Raw genomic sequence first — 16,374 nt, 5'->3', positions numbered from 1 at the left:
AGGAGCCACGCATGGGCCAGGAGCAGATTCGCACGGCGACCGCAGATGTCCCCCCTCAGGGCGGGCATGGCGGGCATCCCAACCAGTTCGCGCTGCTGCGCCAGCGGCGGTTCGCGCCGTTCTTCTGGACGCAGTTTGCCGGCGCGGCGAACGACAACCTGTTCAAGTTCGCCTTCACGGTGATGGTGACCTACCAGCTCAGCGTGTCGTGGATGCCGCCGGCGATGGCGGGCCTCGTGATCGGGGCGCTGTTCATCCTGCCGTTCCTGCTGTTCTCGGCCACTTCGGGGCAGCTCACCGACAAGATCGACAAGACGCGGATGATCCGCTTCGTGAAGAACCTGGAGGTGGCCATCATGCTGGTGGCGGCCTGGGGCTTCATGGCGGCCAGCCCCGTGGTGCTGCTGGCCTGCACCTTCCTCATGGGCCTGCATTCCACGCTGTTCGGGCCGGTGAAGTTCGCCTACCTGCCCCAGGTGCTCTCCGAGCGCGAGCTGACGGGCGGCAACGGCATGGTGGAGATGGGCACCTTCGTGGCCATCCTGCTCGGCCAGGTGGCCGGCGGCCTGCTGGTGGCGCTGCCCGGCGTGGGCCACGCCTGGGTGGCGGCGGCCTGCGTCGCCATCGCGCTCGCGGGCCGGGCGGTCGCGCAGTTCATCCCGAGCGCGCCGGCCACCGATCCGGGCCTCACCATCAACTGGAACCCGTTCAGCGAGACGTGGCGCAACCTGAAGCTCGCGCACGGCAACGTGGTGGTGTTCCGCTCGCTGCTGGGCATCAGCTGGATGTGGTTCTTCGGCGCGGTGTTCCTGTCGCAGTTCCCGAGCTTCGCCAAGGAGGTGCTGCACGGCGACGAGCGCGTGGCCTCGCTGCTGCTGGTAGTGTTCTCGGTGGGCATCGGCATCGGCTCGCTGCTGTGCGAGGTGCTGTCGCGCCGGCAGGTGGAGATCGGCCTCGTGCCGCTGGGCGCCATCGGCATGAGCGTGTTCGCCATCGACCTGTATTTCGCGTCGCGCGGCCTGCCGCCCGCGCCCGCCATGGGCATCGCCGCCTTCCTGGCGCAGCCCGCGCACTGGCGCGTGATGGCGGACCTGCTGCTGCTGTCGCTGTTCGCCGGGCTCTACAGCGTGCCCATGTACGCACTGATCCAGATGCGCAGCCAGCCCACGCACCGCGCGCGCATCATCGCGGCCAACAACATCCTGAACGCGCTCTTCATGATCGCCAGCTCGGTCATCGCGGGCGCGCTGCTGGCGGCGCATTTCACCATTCCGCAGGTGTTCCTCTTCACGGGCATCGCCAATGCCGTCGTGGCGGGCTACATCTTCCTCATCGTGCCCGAGTACCTGCTGCGCTTCGTGGCCTGGGTGCTTTCGCGGCTGGTCTACCGCTTCAAGGTGGAAGACGACCGGCACATCCCCACGCAGGGCGCCGCCATCCTGGCCTGCAACCACGTGAGCTTCGTCGATGCCGTGCTGCTCATGGCCGCGAGCCCGCGGCCCATCTATTTCGTGATGGACCACCGCATCTTCCGCGTGCCCGTGCTGGGCTGGCTGTTCCGTCTCGCCAAGGCGATTCCCATCGCGTCGCAGAAGGACGACCCCGCCGTCTACGAGGCCGCCTTCGAGCGCGCCGCGCAGGTGCTGCGGGAGGGCGACCTGCTCGCCATCTTCCCCGAGGGCGGCATCACGCGCGATGGAACGCTGCAGCCCTTCAAGGGCGGCATCATGAAGATCCTGGAGCGCGCGCGCGCCGAGGGCATCGAGCCTCCGGTGGTGCCCATGGCGCTCACCAACCTGTGGGGATCGTTCTTCAGCCGCGTGGACGGCGCGGCCATGGCCCGCCCGTTCCGCCGCGGGGTGCTCAACCGCGTGGGTCTGCATGTGGGCGTGCCGCTGCCGGCCCAGGCCGTGCAGCCCGAGGTGCTGCGCGAGCAGGTGGCGCAATTGCTGCAACGCTGAAAGAAGAAAGACGAAGAGGGAGCCGTATGGAAGACAACGCCGGGGACGTGGCGCAGGCCCGCCGCATCATGGATTTTCTGCGGGGCATCGGCCTGGCGGTGCGCGAGGCCGAGCTGCCGGACGGCTGCTTCCTGCCCGGCGTGCGGGTCGAGCATGGGGGCCTGTGCGTGGACGTGGCGCGGCTGCGCTGGCCGGGCGATCTGCTGCACGAGGCGGGGCACCTGGCGGTGATCCCCTCCGCGCTGCGCCCCCAGGTGGACGGCGCGCTGCAGGAGCTGCCCGCCGTGGAGCACGGCGGAGAGACCGAGGCCACGGCCTGGGCCTGGGCGGCGATGCGCCACCTCGGGCTGGACGCCGCCGTGCTGTTCCACGACGGGGGCTACCACGGGCAGGCGGAGAGCCTGCGGTTCACCTTTGAGATGGGGGTCTACCTGGGCTCGGCGGGGTTGGTTGCGGCCGGCCTCACGCTACAGCCCGCGCAGGCCGAGGCGCTGGGCGTGGAGCCCTATCCCCACATGCGGGCCTGGCTGCGCGCCTGAGCGCCCTTGAGGGCACGGCGTCAGAAGGTTTCCCAGTCGTCCTGGGCCTTCCCCGTGGGCGCGGCGGATGATGCGATGACCGGCGGTTTCGCGGAGGCTTGCGCGCGTGGCGCGGGCTTGGCGGCTGCCTTGGCCGCAGCGGGAGCCCTGGCCTGGGAGAGCGCGGCCTGCGTGGCGCGCGCGGTATCACGGCTGCGGTTCTGAGCCTGAATGATGACGGCCTGGGATGCGGAGGCATCGACCTGGAAGACGCTGACGAGCTCGACGAGGCGGGAGGCCTGGGAGTTGAGGCTGTCGGCGGCGGCGGCGGATTCCTCGACGAGCGCGGCGTTCTGCTGGGTGACCTGGTCGAGCTGATTGACGGCGTCGCTGACCTGGGAGATGCCTTGCTCCTGCTCGTGGGTGGCAGCGCCGATCTCGGCGATGAGGTCGGCAACGCGGCGTGCCTGATCGACGATCTCGCCCATGGTGGCGCCGGCCTTGCCGACGAGCTGCGAGCCGGCTTCGACCTGTGTGACGGAGTCGTCGATGAGGGACTTGATCTCCTTGGCGGCGGTGGCCGAGCGCTGGGCGAGGGTGCGGACTTCGGAGGCGACGACGGCGAAGCCGCGGCCCTGCTCGCCGGCGCGGGCGGCCTCCACCGCCGCGTTGAGGGCGAGGATGTTGGTCTGGAAGGCGATGGAGTCGATGACGCCGATGATGTCGCCGATCTTGCGGGAGGAAGCGGTGATGTCCTCCATGGTGCGCACGACGTTGCCGACGACCTCGCCGCCGCGTGCGGCGGTGGCGGAAGCGGAGGAGGCGAGCTGGGAGGCGGTGCGGACGGTGTCGGCGTTCTGCTTGACGGTGGAGTTCATCTCCTCCATGGAGGCAGCGGTCTGCTGGAGGTTGGAGGCCTGCTCTTCGGTGCGCTGGCTGAGGTCGGCGTTGCCGGTGGCGATCTGGGATGCGCCGGTGGCGATGGATTCGCTGCTGTGGCGGACTTCCGAGACGACCTGGGCGAGGCTGGAGCGCATGGCGCCCATGGCGGCGAGGACGCTGGAGGAATCGCCCGTGCGCAGATCGACGCGCACGGCGAGGTTGCCGCGTGCGACTTCCTGGGCGATGTGGGCGGCGTAGGCGGGTTCGCCGCCGAGCTGGCCCTTGATGTGGCGGGTGATGGCCCAGGCCAGCAACGCGCCGATGAAGGCCGACACGACCGCCAGCAGCACCATCTGGGTGCTGGCGCTGGATGCTTGTGCCTGCGCAGCCTTGCCTGTGTCGGCCATCTGGCTTTGCTGGTACTTGCTGACATCGTCCAGTGCCTTGAAATACGCGTTCTGCAGAGGGCGCACTTCTTTCAGAAGCATGTCTCGGGCGGCATCGTTCTCATTCTTCAAACCGAGCTGGGCCGCCTTTTCCACCGCTGTCACGTAGGGCACGCGCGTCCGGTTGAGTTGCTCCATGAGCAAGCGGCCGTCGGACGACTGGATCGACGTTCTCAATTTTTCGAGATTGTCCGAGTTGCGTGCGGTCACTTCATCGATGCGCCGCTTTTCTACCGCCATCTGCTGCGGGTCCTCCAGCAGTGCCAGGTTGCGCACACCGCGGGCGACGATGTTGACGTTGTCTTTGATTTCCTGCACCAGAAGTACCTTGGCGATTCGGTCATCCGTCAGGATGTTGATGTCGTCGCTGATGGAGCCCAATTGCACCCTGCCGATGAAGGCCAGGCCTAAACCAAAGATGATCAAAGTGGTGAATCCGATGCCGAGCATCGTGCCCAGCTTCATATTGCGGAGGGTTTGCATGGCGTGTTGCTTCCTGTTGAAGTGGCGGGCTCGATTCGGCGAATACGGGGATGAAATGATCCCCGAGCCGACATGATTACGGAAGCAGCGGTGGTTTGGATGGGGTTCGTATTCCGTTAAATGGATTTCCCGGAAAAATCATATTTGCCAGAATGGGCGTGGTGTTGGCGGCATGCACGGGGTTTCCTTCCCGCCGAGGAGATACCGTGCGTGCACCGTGAGTACCGCCAAACCGGCGGCAGAGGGGCAATCCCCCCTGGCGGGGGGCTAGGGGGAGGGGGCGGGGCTGTCAGCCGTTGCGGAAGATGAAGCTGTAGGCGTTGAGGGCCGGCACGCCGCCCAGGTGGGCGTACAGCACCCGCGAGCCCGCCGGGAATTCGCCGTTGCGCACCATGTCGATCATGCCGTGCATGGATTTGCCCTCGTACACCGGGTCGGTGAGCATGGCTTCCTGGCGCGCGCACAGGCGGATGGCCTCCAGCGTGCCCTCGTTGGGCAGGCCGTATTCGGGGCCGCCGTAGCGGGTGTCGAGCACGATGTCCCGCTCGGTGATGTCGCGGCCCAGTTCCACGAGCTGGGCGGTGTTCTGCGCGATGCGCAGGATCTGCGCGCGCGTCTGCTCCGGCTTGGCCGAGGCGTCGATGCCGATCACGCGGTCGGCGCGGCCGTCGGCGGCGAAGCCCACCACCATGCCGGCCTGGGTGCTGCCCGTGACCGAGCACACCACGATGTAGTCGAAGCGGAAGCCCAGCGCCTGCTCCTGCTGGCGGACTTCTTCGGCGAAAGCGACGAAGCCCAGCCCGCCCTTGGGGTGTTCGGAGCAACCCGCGGGAATCGGGAAGGGCTTGCCGCCCGCGCGGCGCACGTCTTCCATGGCCTGCTCCCAGCTCGGGCGGATGCCGATGTCGAAGCCCGCGGCGTCCAGGCGCACGTCGGCGCCCATGATGCGCGACATCTCGATGTTGCCCACGCGGTCATAGACCGCGTCGGAGTAGTTGACCCAGTTCTCCTGCACCAGCACGCACTTGAGGCCCAGGTGCGCGGCCACGGCGGCCACCTGGCGCGTCTGGTTGGACTGGATGCCGCCGATGGACACCAGCGTGTCGTAGCCGCCTTCGAGCGCCTCGGGGATCAGGTATTCGAGCTTGCGCGTCTTGTTGCCGCCGAAGGCGAGGCCCGAGTTGCAGTCCTCGCGCTTGGCATACAGCTCCACCTTGCCGCCCAGGTGCGCGGACAGGCGCTTGAGCGGCTGGATGGGCGTGGGACCGAAGGTGAGGGCGTGGCGGGGGAATTTCTGCAGGTTCATGGAAGGCTTTGGCAAGGACATCGGGATGCGGCGCAGGGGCCTGTGGACTCCGGCGCGCTCGCGTGCCCGCTGGCGGGCGGTCGGGGGCGTGCCGTTGTCTGCATGGTAGGAAAATGGGCGAGAAACAGGGTTGTGAAAATCCCGTCCATTCCGTTCCATTCATCGCTGGATCGCGATGGATGAATATCTTTATTTCCTGAAAAACAAAATGTGCGCAACAAAATTACGAAAACCCTCGGGCGCGGCGCCCGCCCCGGTGCCCGAGGCCGACGTCGATCGCACGGACCGCGCCATCCTGCGCGCCCTGCAGCGCGATGCGTCGCTCTCGAACGTGGCGCTGGCCGCCAAGGTGCACCTGAGCCCGCCGGCCTGTCTGCGGCGGGTGGAGCGCCTCAGGCGCCAGGGGCTCATCGAGCGCACGGTGGCGCTGCTGCACCCGCGCGCGGTGGGCGCGGGCATGCTGGTGATGATCGGCGTGGTGCTGGACCGCTCCACGCCCGAGTCGTTCGCCGCGTTCGAGAAGGCCGCCGCGCAGATCTCCGGCTGCATGGAGTGCCACCTCGTGACGGGCGAGTTCGACTATTTCATGCTCGTGCGCACGCGCGACAGCGACAGCTTCAACCGCTTGCACGCGGAGCAGCTGCTCTACCTGCCGGGCGTGCGGCAGGTGCGCTCGTTCATGGCGCTGCGCAACGTGGTGTCCACCACCGAGCTGCCGCTCGCGATCTGACGCAGGCCCCGCAGCGCAGGGCGCCATGCGGGGTTGCCATCCAAGAGAGAACCAGGCGCTCAACTGCAGACAGTGCTGCAGCACGGCAAAGCGAAGCAGCGCCGTGGTCTTTCTGATGGCGAAGCCGTATCAGGGCTGGCGGATCATGTGCGGGTAGAGCAGCCCGTAGTGCCCGGCCACGCCCGGCGTGGCGCTGGGGTTGACCAGCTTGGTGAAGGCCGCGCCGATCATGGGCAGGCCCGGGATGTCGTTGAGTTGCAGGGTGGCCCAGCCCGAGGCGAACCCGTTGCGCACGGGGCTCAGCGCCACCGAGGCCGACAGCGGCGAGCTGCCCCCGAACGACACCACCGAGACCGCGCCGCAGCTGCGCGGCACCAGCGGCAGCGTCGTGGGCACGACCGCGCCGCTGGTCGAGATCGTGGCGTCGCGCGACGCGACCAGGAACTGCCAGCCCGTGCCCGTGTGGCACACCTGCGAGCCCGACACCACGGTGTTGCCGCTGTAGTAATACTGGTCCCCCGTGCCCGAGGGCGGCACCACGGAGAACGTGCGCAGCCCGGTGGCGTAGTCCATGGCCACGCCGTAGCGCTTGGTGGGGGTGGCGAGCACCCAGTCGGTCTGCGCGGAGATGGAGGTTTCCATCGAATATTGGTTGCGCACCTCGCGCGCGGCGAGAACCTCGGAAGTCTGGCCCGCCGTGCGGCGCGCGTTGAACTCCGAGGCCGGCAGGTAGTAGGGCGTGGAGAGGTCGGGCAGGTCGAAGGCCCGTGCCTGGATCACCGCGCCGAGGGTGGGGCTCTCGGTGGTGCCGTCGATGTCCTTCTGGCGCGCCGCCAGCCCGGCCGACACGAGCAGCGGGTCGGCGGTGTAGCGCTCGGGCTGGCCGATGGCCTCGTCGGTGGGCGGGAACAGCACGTAGTTGCCGCGCGCCGGCTGGCCGGCCGAGGTGACGGCCTGCAGGGTCGTCATGGCCGAGGTGAAGGTGGTGGCCGCGGGCACGTCCATGATGTACCAGGTGCCGCCCACGCCGCCCGAGGGCGTGGCGAAGCCCCGGCCCGCGGCGGTGGCCTCGTCGCTGGTGTCCTGCAGCAGGGCCGCGTCGATGTCCGACTGGGTGCAGGGCGCCACGTCGTTGACCTGGCGGATGGCGGTGTAGAGCGCGGAGTTCGCCTGCCCGGCGGCGCCGTACACGGCGCTGGAGGGGATGTCGGCCGCCACGATGGCCTCGATGGCGCCTTCGCGCGTGTGGTTGGCGCGCTCCTGCGCCGTCCAGGCCGGGTTGAGGCGGTCGGTCACGAAGGCCTGCGCCACCCCGGGGGAGAGCCGGGGCGAGGTGCAGGAGTTGTCGGCGGTGACGAGCTGCGCCCGGCCGTCGGCGCCCGCGGTCACGGCGCCGGTCCACACGTCGCCGGCCGACAGGAGCACGGTCAGGGTCAGCAGGCTGTCGCCGTTGGCGGCGCCGCGAAAGCGCAGCTTGACGGCCTTGCCGTTGCTCAGGTCGGTGTTGACGAGGTGCAGCACCGTCATCTGGCCCTGCTGCGCGGTGTAGTAGGGCACCAGCAGCACGTGGCCGGTGTTGCCGGGCGCGATCTGCAGGGCCACGGCGTCGGTGGTGCCCAGCTGCGTGCGCGAGGGCGTGGTGCCGGTGCCGGGAATCACGCCGGCCAGGGTGGGCGCGGCGAGCCCGCAGCCACACAGCAGTAGCGCGCCGGCGGCGCGGGCGATGTCCAGGGAAGGCATGGAGGGTCCTCGGTGGTGTTCAGAACGATCAAGGATCGCAGACTAACCGATGGTGCGGCGCTTGCCCAGGAGGCCGCCCCTGTCCCGTCCGGGCCGGCCGGCCCCCGGGTTCTTGCCACGCCAGGGCGCTTCCAGGTCATTTTGGGCAAGAAAAAGGCTTCATGCCGGCGGTTTTGCCGATCATGTTGCTATAGAAGATATAGCGAATGCGCCATTCCGGCGCCATGGAACCGCTGCCGGTCAGGGCTGGGTGACCATGTGCGGATAGAGGATGCCGTAGTGGCCGGCCAGACCCGGTGCGGCGCCGGGGTTGACGAGCTTCATGAACGCGGCGCCGATCACGGGCTGCCCCGTGGGGTCCAGGAATTCCAGCGCAGCCCAGCCCGTGACCGCGGATTGGGTCTGCAGCGGCGAGGACAGCGCGGCGGAGGCGGACAGCACCGAAGGGCTGGCGCTGGCGATCTGCGCCGCGGGCGCGACGGTCACCGCGCCGCACAGCTGCAGGGACAGCGGGGTGGGGAACAGCGCCCCCGTGCCGACACGGTCGCGCAGGTCCTCGCGGGAGGAGACGTGAAGGGTCGTGTTGACGTTGAAGCGGCACACCCGGCCAGCGCGGGCCTGGGTGTTGTCGGTGTGGTAGTACTGCCGGCCCTCGCCGGCCGGCGGCACCACGGAGAACGTGCGCTGCCCCGTCGCGTAGTCCAGGGCCACGCTGTAGCGCTGGGTGGGCATGGCGAGCACCCAGTCGGTCTGCGCGGAGATCGACGATTCGACGGAGAACTGGTTGGACACCTCGTGCGCGGCGAGTGCCTGCGAGGCCTCGGCCGCCGTGCGGCGCGCGTTGGCTTCCGAGGCGGGCAGGCGGTAGGGCGTGGAGAGGTCGGGCAGGTCGTGGGCCAGGGCCTGGACCACGGCGGAGGAGGTTGGCTCGGAGGCCACGCCGTCGATGCTTTTCTGGCGCGATGCGAGGCCCGCGGAGACCAGCAGCGGATCGGCCGTGTAGCGCTCCGGCTGGGCGATGGCCTGGTCCGTGGCGGGGAACAGCACGTAGTTTCCGCGGGCGGGCCTGCCGGCCGCATTGATGGCCTGCAGCGCCGTCATGGCGGAAGAGAACGTGGTGGCCCCGGGCACGTCGATGATGTACCAGGTGCCGCCCACGCCGCCGGACGGCGTGGCGAAGCCGCGGGCGGCGGCGGTGGCTTCGTCGCTGGCATCCTCCAGCAGGGCCGCGTCCACGGCGGGGGCGGAGCAACGGGGCGGGACGAGGGCGGGGCTGATCGCGGCGCGCAGTTCCGAATAGGCCGTGCCCGTGGCGCCGTAGAGGGGCGCGAAGGGGATGTCGGCCGCCACGATGGCCTCGATGGCGCCCTCGCGCGTATGGCTGGCGCGTTCTTCCTGCGTCAGCGCGGGGTTGAGCCGGTCGGTGGAGAAGGGCTGGGCGACGCCGGCGGCGAGCCGGGGGGCGGTGCAGGACGCGTCGCCAGTGACGATCTGCGCGCGGCCATCGGGCCCGGCGGTCACCGCGCCGGTCCACATGTCGCCGGGCGAGAGCAGCACGGTCAGGGTCAGCAGGCTGTCGCCATTGGCGGCGCCGCGGATGCGCAGCTTGATCGCCTTGCCGTTGTTCCGGTCCGTGTTCGCCAGATGCAGCACGGTCATCTGCCCCTGCTGTGCGGTGAAGTAGGGCACGAGCAGCACGTGGCCCTTCTGGTCGGGCGCGCGCTGCATCGCCACGGCATCCGTGGCGCCCAGCTGGGTGCTGGAAGGCGATGCGCCCGTTCCGGGGATCACCCCGGCCAGGGCGGCGGATGCGGCGAAGCCGCAGAGCAGCGCACCGGTGGCGCGGGCAGGGGGCAGGGTGGGCAGGGCGGACATGGCGAGGCTCCTCCGGGGTGGTCGAGACGAAGCGCGCAGGCTAATCGACGGGGCAGTGCCGCGCAGAGCGCTCTGCGCCGAGTTCGTCACAAAAAGTATCGTCCTGCGATACCGGTTGTCCGAGCCGCCGCCACTGCGCCGCTCCGCGGGCGCGGCCGGCCGGGGCGCTGTCCATGATGCCGCCCATGTTCCACCACGGGCCGCAAGCCTCCACCTCCATGTCACGCCACTCCGCTTCCACATCCTCTTCCGTCCCCCTGATCCAGCGCGACACCGCTGCCTGGCGCCTGCAGGTCTGGGTGTCGTTCGGCATCGCCGCCTTCTGCTGCGCGGTGGGGCTGGCCTGGCTGCCGGGAGAGCGGCTGGAGCAGATCTTCATGGTGATGGGCTACGTGTTCTGCCTCTCCGCCGTGTTCATGCTCGCCAAGTTCGTGCGCGACAACCAGGCCGCCGCGCGGCGCGGCGCGGGCGACACGCCGCTCTTCAAGCTCGTGGTCTGGGGCGGCTTCGGCGTGGCCGTGGGGCTCACCGGCTGGGGCCTGCTGGACATGGAGATCTCGCCCTCCTACAAGGCCTTCCTGGGGGTGAGCTGGCTCTATCTGATCACCACCGCGTTCACGCTGGCCAAGATGCTGCGCGACCGCCACGAGGCCGACCTGGCCGAAGCCCGCCTGCAGGGCCGCCGGGATGCGATGCAGGCCAGCGCTGCGGCCGCCGCCGCCACTCCGGAGGCCACCGCTGCGCGACCGGACCCCTTTGCGGGATAAGCCCGCGTCTCGTGTTCCCCGGCGACGCCGCATGCCGCGCGCTGCCCCGATCCATCCCCTGCAGGAGACCCCCGTGATGTCGCTGCCCCGACCCCGTTTCCCCGTGTGTTCGCTTACAACCTCCCGACCCCGGGAGGGGGTGCGTCGATGGCCGGCAGGCCTGGCGGGCCTGGCTTTGGCCGCCGCCGCGGCGGTGGCCGTCCTGCCCGCGCATGCGCAGAGCGAGGCCTCGGTCGCGCTCTCGATGCTGCCGGTGGCCTCGGTGGTGGGCACGGCGTCCGTCGCGTCCACGGCGGCCGGCGCCGTGGTGGCCCTGCCCGTGGCGCTGTCGGCGGCCGGCGCGGTGCTGACCATCCGGGCCGTGGAGGCGTCGGCGCGCGGCACCGTCTATGTGCTGGAGCGCGCCTCCGACGGCGCCCGGGCGAGCGTGGAGGTGGCGGGCTCCGCCGCCTCGGGCGTGGCCTGGGGCGTGGGCGCGGTGGTCACCTGCAGCGTGATCGGCACGGGCGTGATCCTCTCGGCGGCCGGCGAGGTGCTGGCCTTCGTGCCGAACGCGCTGGGCCGCGCGCTGCTCCACAACGAGCGGCTGTGAGGAGGCCTGCCATGCCAACCCGGAAGGCACGGCGCGCCGTGCTCGCCATGGCAGCGGTGGCGCTGATGGCGGCGGGCACGGCCCACGCGGGGCGCTCGTGCGAGGCCCGCAGGCCCACCGCGCAGACCATCGAGCGCGGCATGCAACTGGCCGAGCGCACGGCCCGCGCGCTCGATGCCGAGCACCAGCGCTCCGGCGCGCGCGTCGTGCTGCTCGCGCGCGCCGGGCAGGACCTGTCGAAATACGGGCTGCGCTATTCGCACCTGGGCTGGGCCTACCGCACGCCCGAGGGCCCCTGGCGCGTGGCGCACAAGCTCAATGAATGCGGCACGGCCGTGGCCGCGGTGTACCGCCAGGGCCTGGGCGAGTTCTTCCTCGACGACCTCTGGCGCTACGAGGCCGTGTGGCTGGTGCCCACGCCCGAGGTGCAGGCCCGGCTGGCCGAGGTGCTCGCCGACCGCGCCCGCACCACGGCCCTGCACCAGAGTCCCTACAGCATGGTGAGCTACGCCTGGGGCACGCGCTACCAGCAATCGAACCAGTGGGCGCTGGAGACGCTGGCCGCCGCCATGGAGCCGGCCACCATCCGCACGCGCAGCCAGGCCCAGGCGTGGCTGCGCTTCAAGGGCTACGAGCCCACGGTGCTGCGCATCGGGCCGCTCACGCGGCTGGGCGGGCGCGTCACGGCGGCCAACGTGGCCTTCGACGACCACCCGGGCCGCGAACGGTTCGCCGACCGCATCGCCACCGTCACCGTGGATTCCGCCCTGGCCTGGATGCCGCGCGCCGGCCTGGGCGCGGCGCCGGCCTCGCTGGTGCTGGACGGGGGTCGTTGAACGGCCCATGATCCGGTTTTCGAGGTCAAACAAGCTCCATGTCGCCGTATCTGCTGCATGAGTAGCTATTAAAAACGTAGCATCTGAACAAGGAGTCTGTCATGAGCAAATCCCTGCGCCTGTCGGAGAAGTGGTTTCGCCGGGGGCTGTGGCTGGTGTCGCTGGTGTTCGCGAGCTTCCTGATCGGGCTGGGCGGCACGCTGGTGGGCGACCTGCCGCGCGTGGAGGCCCCGCTGCAGCTCGACGACTTCCTCGACCGCCGCGCGGCCGAGGCCCTGCGCGCCGAGGTGCGCGCCGCCGGCGAGGCCGAGGCCCGGGCGCAGACCGCGCTGGAGCAGGCCGAGCTGCAGCGCGGCAAGGCGCGCAGCGAAAGCCTGGCCGCGCGCGAGACCTTCAACAACTGGATCGCCACGCGCGGCGCCACGCAGCAGTCCGAGCACAACCCCGAGGTGGTGCAGCGCACCCAGGCGCTCGATGCGCTCAAGGTGCGCGAGCGCCAGACGCAGCAGGCCGTGGAGGCGCAGCAGCAGGCCTTGCTCGATGCCCGGCAGTCGGCGGCGGCCGCGCACCAGCGCCTGGGCCGGCTCGAAGCCGCCGGCTACGAAGCGATGCGGGCGGCGCAGCGCAAGGTGGAGCTGCGCGTGTTCCTCTACCGCCTCGCGCTCACGCTGCCGCTGCTCGCCGTGGCCGGCTGGCTCTTCGCGAAGAAGCGCCAGGGCACTTGGTGGCCCTTCGTCTGGGGCTTCATCTTCTTCGCGCTGTTCGCCTTCTTCGTCGAGCTCGTGCCCTACCTGCCGAGCTACGGCGGCTACGTGCGCTACATCGTGGGCATCGCGGTCACGGTGCTGGTGGGGCGCTATGCCATCCTGGCGCTGCAGCGCTACCTGGAGCGCCAGAAGCAGGCCGAGGCCCTGCCCGACGCGCGGCGCCGCGAGGAGCTGAGCTACGACGTGGCCCTGGCGCGGCTCGCCAAGGGCGTGTGCCCGGGCTGCGAGCGCCCCGTGGACCTGAAGAACGAGGCGATCGACTTCTGCCCGCACTGCGGCATCGGCCTCTTCAACCGCTGCGATCCCTGCCGCACCCGCAAGAGCGCCTTCGCCCGGTTCTGCCATGCCTGCGGGACCCCGGCCGCGTCGGGGAATGCGGGGGCCGGCCAGCCGCCGCAAGCCGCAGCGTGAGGGGCGGGGCTCATACGGCTTCGCCATCAGAAAGATCACGGCGTTGCTTCGCCGTGCCGTGCGGCTGCACTGTCTGCAGCTTCGCGCCTTGTGTTGTTCTCTCGCTGCCGCCTCTGGCGGCGGCACCGAGGCGCGAAGCGCCACAGGGGGTTGTTGTTTCAGGCGTTCATCACCACCGGCCCGCCCTGGGCGATCGCGCGCTGGTAGGCCGGCCGGGCGTTGATGCGGTCACGATAGGCGCGCACGTGGCGGTGCGCATCCGCGCCGTCGGCCCGCGATAGAGCGGCCTCGACCGCGAAGCTCATCTGGAAGTCGGCGATGCTGAGGGCGTCGCCGGCAAACCACGCGTGGCGCGCGAGGTGGTCGTCCATGAAGGCCAGGGCCGTGGCGAGGTTCGGGTCCACCAGCCTGCGCTGCGCCTTGCCGCAGAGGGCCCGCGCGACGGGGCGCACGAAGAAGGGCATGGGCTGCGTGGGCAGCGTCTTGAAGACCAGCTTCATCACCAGCCAGTTCATCAGCGAGCCCTCGGCGTAGTGCATCCAGAAGCGGCACTGCCGGTGCTCGGGCGTGCCCGGCGCGGGCACCAGCCCCGCCAGTTCGCCCGGGGCCCGCGCGCCGTGGCGCTCCGCCAGGTACTCGATGATGGCGCCGGATTCGGCGATGGCTTCGCCGCCGTCCTCGATCACGGGCGACTTGCCCAGCGGGTGGATGCGCTGGAGTTCCGGCGGCGCCAGCCGCGTGCGCGGATCGCGCTGGTAGCGCCGGATCTCGTAGGGCACGCCCAGTTCTTCGAGCAGCCACAGCACGCGCTGCGAGCGGGAGGTTTCGAGGTGGTGAACGGTCAGCATGCGCGCATGGTAGGGCGTGCGCGCGCCGCAGGCCATGGGGCGGTGCCCCGCCCCCCGCGCTACACGCCCCGCGCCCGGTCGGCCGCGAACCGCCGCCGGAATTCGGTGAAGCGGCCCGCGTCCAGCGCCTCGCGGATCTCGCGCATGAGGTTCAGGTAGTAGTGCAGGTTGTGGATGGTGGTGAGCATCGGGCCCAGCATCTCCCCGCAGCGGTCCAGGTGGTGCAGGTAGGCGCGGCTGAAGCCGCCGCGCCCGCCGTCGGCCCAGGCCACGCCCTCGGTGCCCGCGCAGGCGTGGCAGGTGCAGGTGGGGTCCAGCGGCTGGTGGTCGGCCTTGTGGCGGGCGTTGCGGATCTTCAGGTCGCCGTGGCGCGTGAAGATGGTGCCGTTGCGCGCGTTGCGCGTGGGCATCACGCAGTCGAACATGTCCACGCCCTCGGCCACGCCCTGCACGAGGTCTTCGGGCGTGCCCACGCCCATCAGGTAGCGCGGCTTGTGCGCCGGCAGGCGGTGGGGCGTGTGGGCCATGATGTCCAGCATCTCGTCCTTGGGCTCGCCCACGCTCACGCCGCCCACGGCATAGCCGGGGAAGTCCATCTCCACCAGCCGCTCCAGCGATTCCTGGCGCAGGTGCTTGAACATGCCGCCCTGCACGATGCCGAAGAGCGCGTTGGGGTTGTCCAGCCGGTGGAACTCGTCCTGGCTGCGGCGGGCCCAGCGCAGGCTCATCTCCATCGATTTGCGCGCCTCGGCCTCGGTGGTCTTGTGGCCGTTGGTTTCGTAGGGCGTGCACTCGTCGAGCTGCATCACGATGTCGGAGTTGAGCACCGTCTGGATCTGCATGCTCACCTCGGGCGACATGAAGAGCTTGTCGCCGTTGACGGGGCTGGCGAAATGCACGCCCTCTTCGGTGATCTTGCGCATCGCGCCGAGCGACCACACCTGGAAGCCGCCCGAGTCGGTGAGGATGGGCTTGTTCCACTGCTCGAAGCCGTGCAGCCCGCCGAAACTCTGCATCACGTCCAGCCCGGGGCGCATCCACAGGTGGAAGGTGTTGCCCAGGATGATCTGCGCGCCCATGTCGTGCAGGCTGCGGGGCATCACGCCCTTGACGGTGCCGTAGGTGCCCACGGGCATGAAGATGGGGGTCTGCACCACGCCGTGGTTGAGCGTGAGGGTGCCGCGCCGCGCGTGGCTGTCCGGGTCGGCCGCGAGAAGTTCGAATTGGAGCATGATGGGGCGATTGTCCCAGACGCCCGCGCGCGGGCGGCCCGTACACTGGGCCGCAGAGGGCCGTGCCCGGCCCCGCGCCAGAACACCGAAGAAAGGACTTTCCGAAGATGCTCAAGATCCTCGTCGCCGTCGATGGCTCCGAACTCTCGCTCGATGCCGTGCGCCACGTGCTCGCGCTGCTGCGCCAGGGCCTCTCGGCCTCCGTGGTGCTGGCGCACGTGCAGGAGCCGGCCACGCTCTATGAAATGGTGCTGTCGCGCGATCCGGACCTGATCGCCGCCGCGAGCCTGGAGGCGGGGCTGCACCTCATGGCGCCGGCCCGCGCCCTGGTGGATGGGGCGGGCGTGCCGTGCGAGGCGGAGGTGGGTGTGGGCGACGTGGCGCCCACGCTGGTGGAGATCGCGGAGCGCACGCAGAGCGGGCTGATCGTGATCGGCGCGCGCGGCCAGGGTGCCATCGCGAGCGCGCTGCTGGGTTCGGTGTCGCAGGCCCTGGTGCACGCGAGCCCGGTGCCGGTGACCATCGTGAAGCACGCCGATGCGCAGCCTGTGGAGCAGGATCCGGAACTGGCCGGCGACGGGGCCGAGCCCGATCCGGTATGACGCGGCGCGGAACGCGCCGGAAGGGACGGTAAGAGCGTGTTTACGATCTCCCCCGACAATCCTGGGGTGAAAAGAAAGCCATACCCAAGCGACATCAGTAGAGAGAAGTTTGCCGAGATCGAGCCGCTGCTGCGCAGCGTTCGGCGCAGCACCAAACCGATCAAGCTGGATCTGTACGAAGTGTTCTGTGCAGTGCTGTACCTGCTTCGCACGGGTTGTCAGTGGCGCTATCTGCCGCCGCAGTTCCCCAAGTGGCACAACGTCTATGCGTACTGGCGCAAGTGGAGCGAGCCTGACCAGCACGGAGTGAGCGTGCTGGAGCAGGCTTTAAAAAAATCAGGTTGGCGCGGCCCGCGAGAGACAGGGGCGCAACGCCTG

Annotated in this window: 15 protein-coding genes; 9 read left to right on the top strand and 6 right to left on the bottom strand. The window is 70.0% G+C overall.

What is annotated here, in order from left to right:
• Nucleotides 1-11: 11 nt before the first annotated feature.
• Together AX018_RS16425 and AX018_RS16420 are read left to right on the top strand one after the other, a co-directional pair.
• Entirely contained in the window at nt 12-1,961 is a 1,950-nt protein-coding gene (locus AX018_RS16425; protein ID WP_245951605.1) for an MFS transporter, read from the top strand.
• A 26-nt stretch (nt 1,962-1,987) separates the two neighbouring features.
• The gene (locus AX018_RS16420; RefSeq protein WP_111879295.1) at nt 1,988-2,500 is read left to right on the top strand and encodes a hypothetical protein; all 513 of its coding nucleotides are present in this window, start codon (nt 1,988-1,990) and stop codon (nt 2,498-2,500) included.
• Nucleotides 2,501-2,520: 20 nt separating this feature from the next.
• Here AX018_RS16420 and AX018_RS16415 read toward each other — a convergent pair whose 3' ends face one another.
• Together AX018_RS16415 and AX018_RS16410 are read right to left on the bottom strand one after the other, a co-directional pair.
• Complete coding sequence (locus AX018_RS16415; protein WP_211322456.1) at nt 2,521-4,290, bottom strand: methyl-accepting chemotaxis protein; 1,770 nt, start codon at nt 4,288-4,290, stop codon at nt 2,521-2,523.
• A 289-nt stretch (nt 4,291-4,579) separates the two neighbouring features.
• On the bottom strand, nt 4,580-5,596 hold the full coding sequence (locus tag AX018_RS16410; protein WP_111879289.1) for a 1-aminocyclopropane-1-carboxylate deaminase: 1,017 nt from the start codon (nt 5,594-5,596) through the stop codon (nt 4,580-4,582).
• A gap of 208 nt (nt 5,597-5,804) precedes the next feature.
• On the opposite strand from AX018_RS16410, the gene AX018_RS16405 reads away from it, so the two are divergent.
• Nucleotides 5,805-6,326 (top strand): Lrp/AsnC family transcriptional regulator, encoded by a 522-nt coding sequence (locus AX018_RS16405; protein ID WP_111879399.1) that lies wholly within the window; start codon nt 5,805-5,807, stop codon nt 6,324-6,326.
• A gap of 129 nt (nt 6,327-6,455) precedes the next feature.
• Here the strand turns inward: AX018_RS16405 and AX018_RS16400 are convergent, their stop codons facing one another.
• Together AX018_RS16400 and AX018_RS16395 are read right to left on the bottom strand one after the other, a co-directional pair.
• On the bottom strand, nt 6,456-8,066 hold the full coding sequence (locus tag AX018_RS16400) for a surface layer protein NpdA (protein WP_111879286.1): 1,611 nt from the start codon (nt 8,064-8,066) through the stop codon (nt 6,456-6,458).
• A gap of 240 nt (nt 8,067-8,306) precedes the next feature.
• Entirely contained in the window at nt 8,307-9,941 is a 1,635-nt protein-coding gene (locus tag AX018_RS16395) for a surface layer protein NpdA (protein ID WP_111879284.1), read from the bottom strand.
• Nucleotides 9,942-10,159: 218 nt separating this feature from the next.
• Between AX018_RS16395 and AX018_RS16390 the strand changes: the two genes are divergently transcribed.
• The 4 genes from AX018_RS16390 (at nt 10,160) to AX018_RS16375 (ending at nt 13,314) form a co-directional block, all read left to right on the top strand.
• On the top strand, nt 10,160-10,708 hold the full coding sequence (locus AX018_RS16390) for a YiaA/YiaB family inner membrane protein (protein ID WP_111879396.1): 549 nt from the start codon (nt 10,160-10,162) through the stop codon (nt 10,706-10,708).
• A gap of 139 nt (nt 10,709-10,847) precedes the next feature.
• Nucleotides 10,848-11,300, top strand: coding sequence for a hypothetical protein (locus AX018_RS16385; protein WP_146749346.1), 453 nt, complete (start codon nt 10,848-10,850; stop codon nt 11,298-11,300).
• Nucleotides 11,301-11,311: 11 nt separating this feature from the next.
• Nucleotides 11,312-12,136, top strand: a complete 825-nt coding sequence (locus AX018_RS16380) for a DUF2145 domain-containing protein (RefSeq protein WP_111879281.1) — start codon at nt 11,312-11,314, stop codon at nt 12,134-12,136.
• Between the two features lie 101 nt (nt 12,137-12,237).
• On the top strand, nt 12,238-13,314 hold the full coding sequence (locus tag AX018_RS16375; protein WP_111879279.1) for a zinc ribbon domain-containing protein: 1,077 nt from the start codon (nt 12,238-12,240) through the stop codon (nt 13,312-13,314).
• Nucleotides 13,315-13,472: 158 nt separating this feature from the next.
• Here AX018_RS16375 and AX018_RS16370 read toward each other — a convergent pair whose 3' ends face one another.
• Both AX018_RS16370 and tgt read right to left on the bottom strand, forming a co-directional pair.
• On the bottom strand, nt 13,473-14,162 hold the full coding sequence (locus AX018_RS16370; protein WP_111879390.1) for a glutathione S-transferase family protein: 690 nt from the start codon (nt 14,160-14,162) through the stop codon (nt 13,473-13,475).
• 59 nt (nt 14,163-14,221) lie between these two features.
• Nucleotides 14,222-15,394, bottom strand: a complete 1,173-nt coding sequence (tgt, locus tag AX018_RS16365) for a tRNA guanosine(34) transglycosylase Tgt (protein WP_111879276.1) — start codon at nt 15,392-15,394, stop codon at nt 14,222-14,224.
• Between the two features lie 107 nt (nt 15,395-15,501).
• On the opposite strand from tgt, the gene AX018_RS16360 reads away from it, so the two are divergent.
• Entirely contained in the window at nt 15,502-15,996 is a 495-nt protein-coding gene (locus tag AX018_RS16360) for a universal stress protein (RefSeq protein WP_111879273.1), read from the top strand.
• Between the two features lie 66 nt (nt 15,997-16,062).
• Nucleotides 16,063-16,374: transposase (locus AX018_RS16355; protein WP_245951598.1), on the top strand; the 312-nt coding region annotated here is incomplete at its 3' end.

Source organism: Paracidovorax anthurii (assembly GCF_003269065.1).
In the GTDB taxonomy this organism is placed as follows: domain Bacteria; phylum Pseudomonadota; class Gammaproteobacteria; order Burkholderiales; family Burkholderiaceae_C; genus Paracidovorax; species Paracidovorax anthurii.
This window is presented reverse-complemented; position numbering and strand designations above follow the sequence as displayed.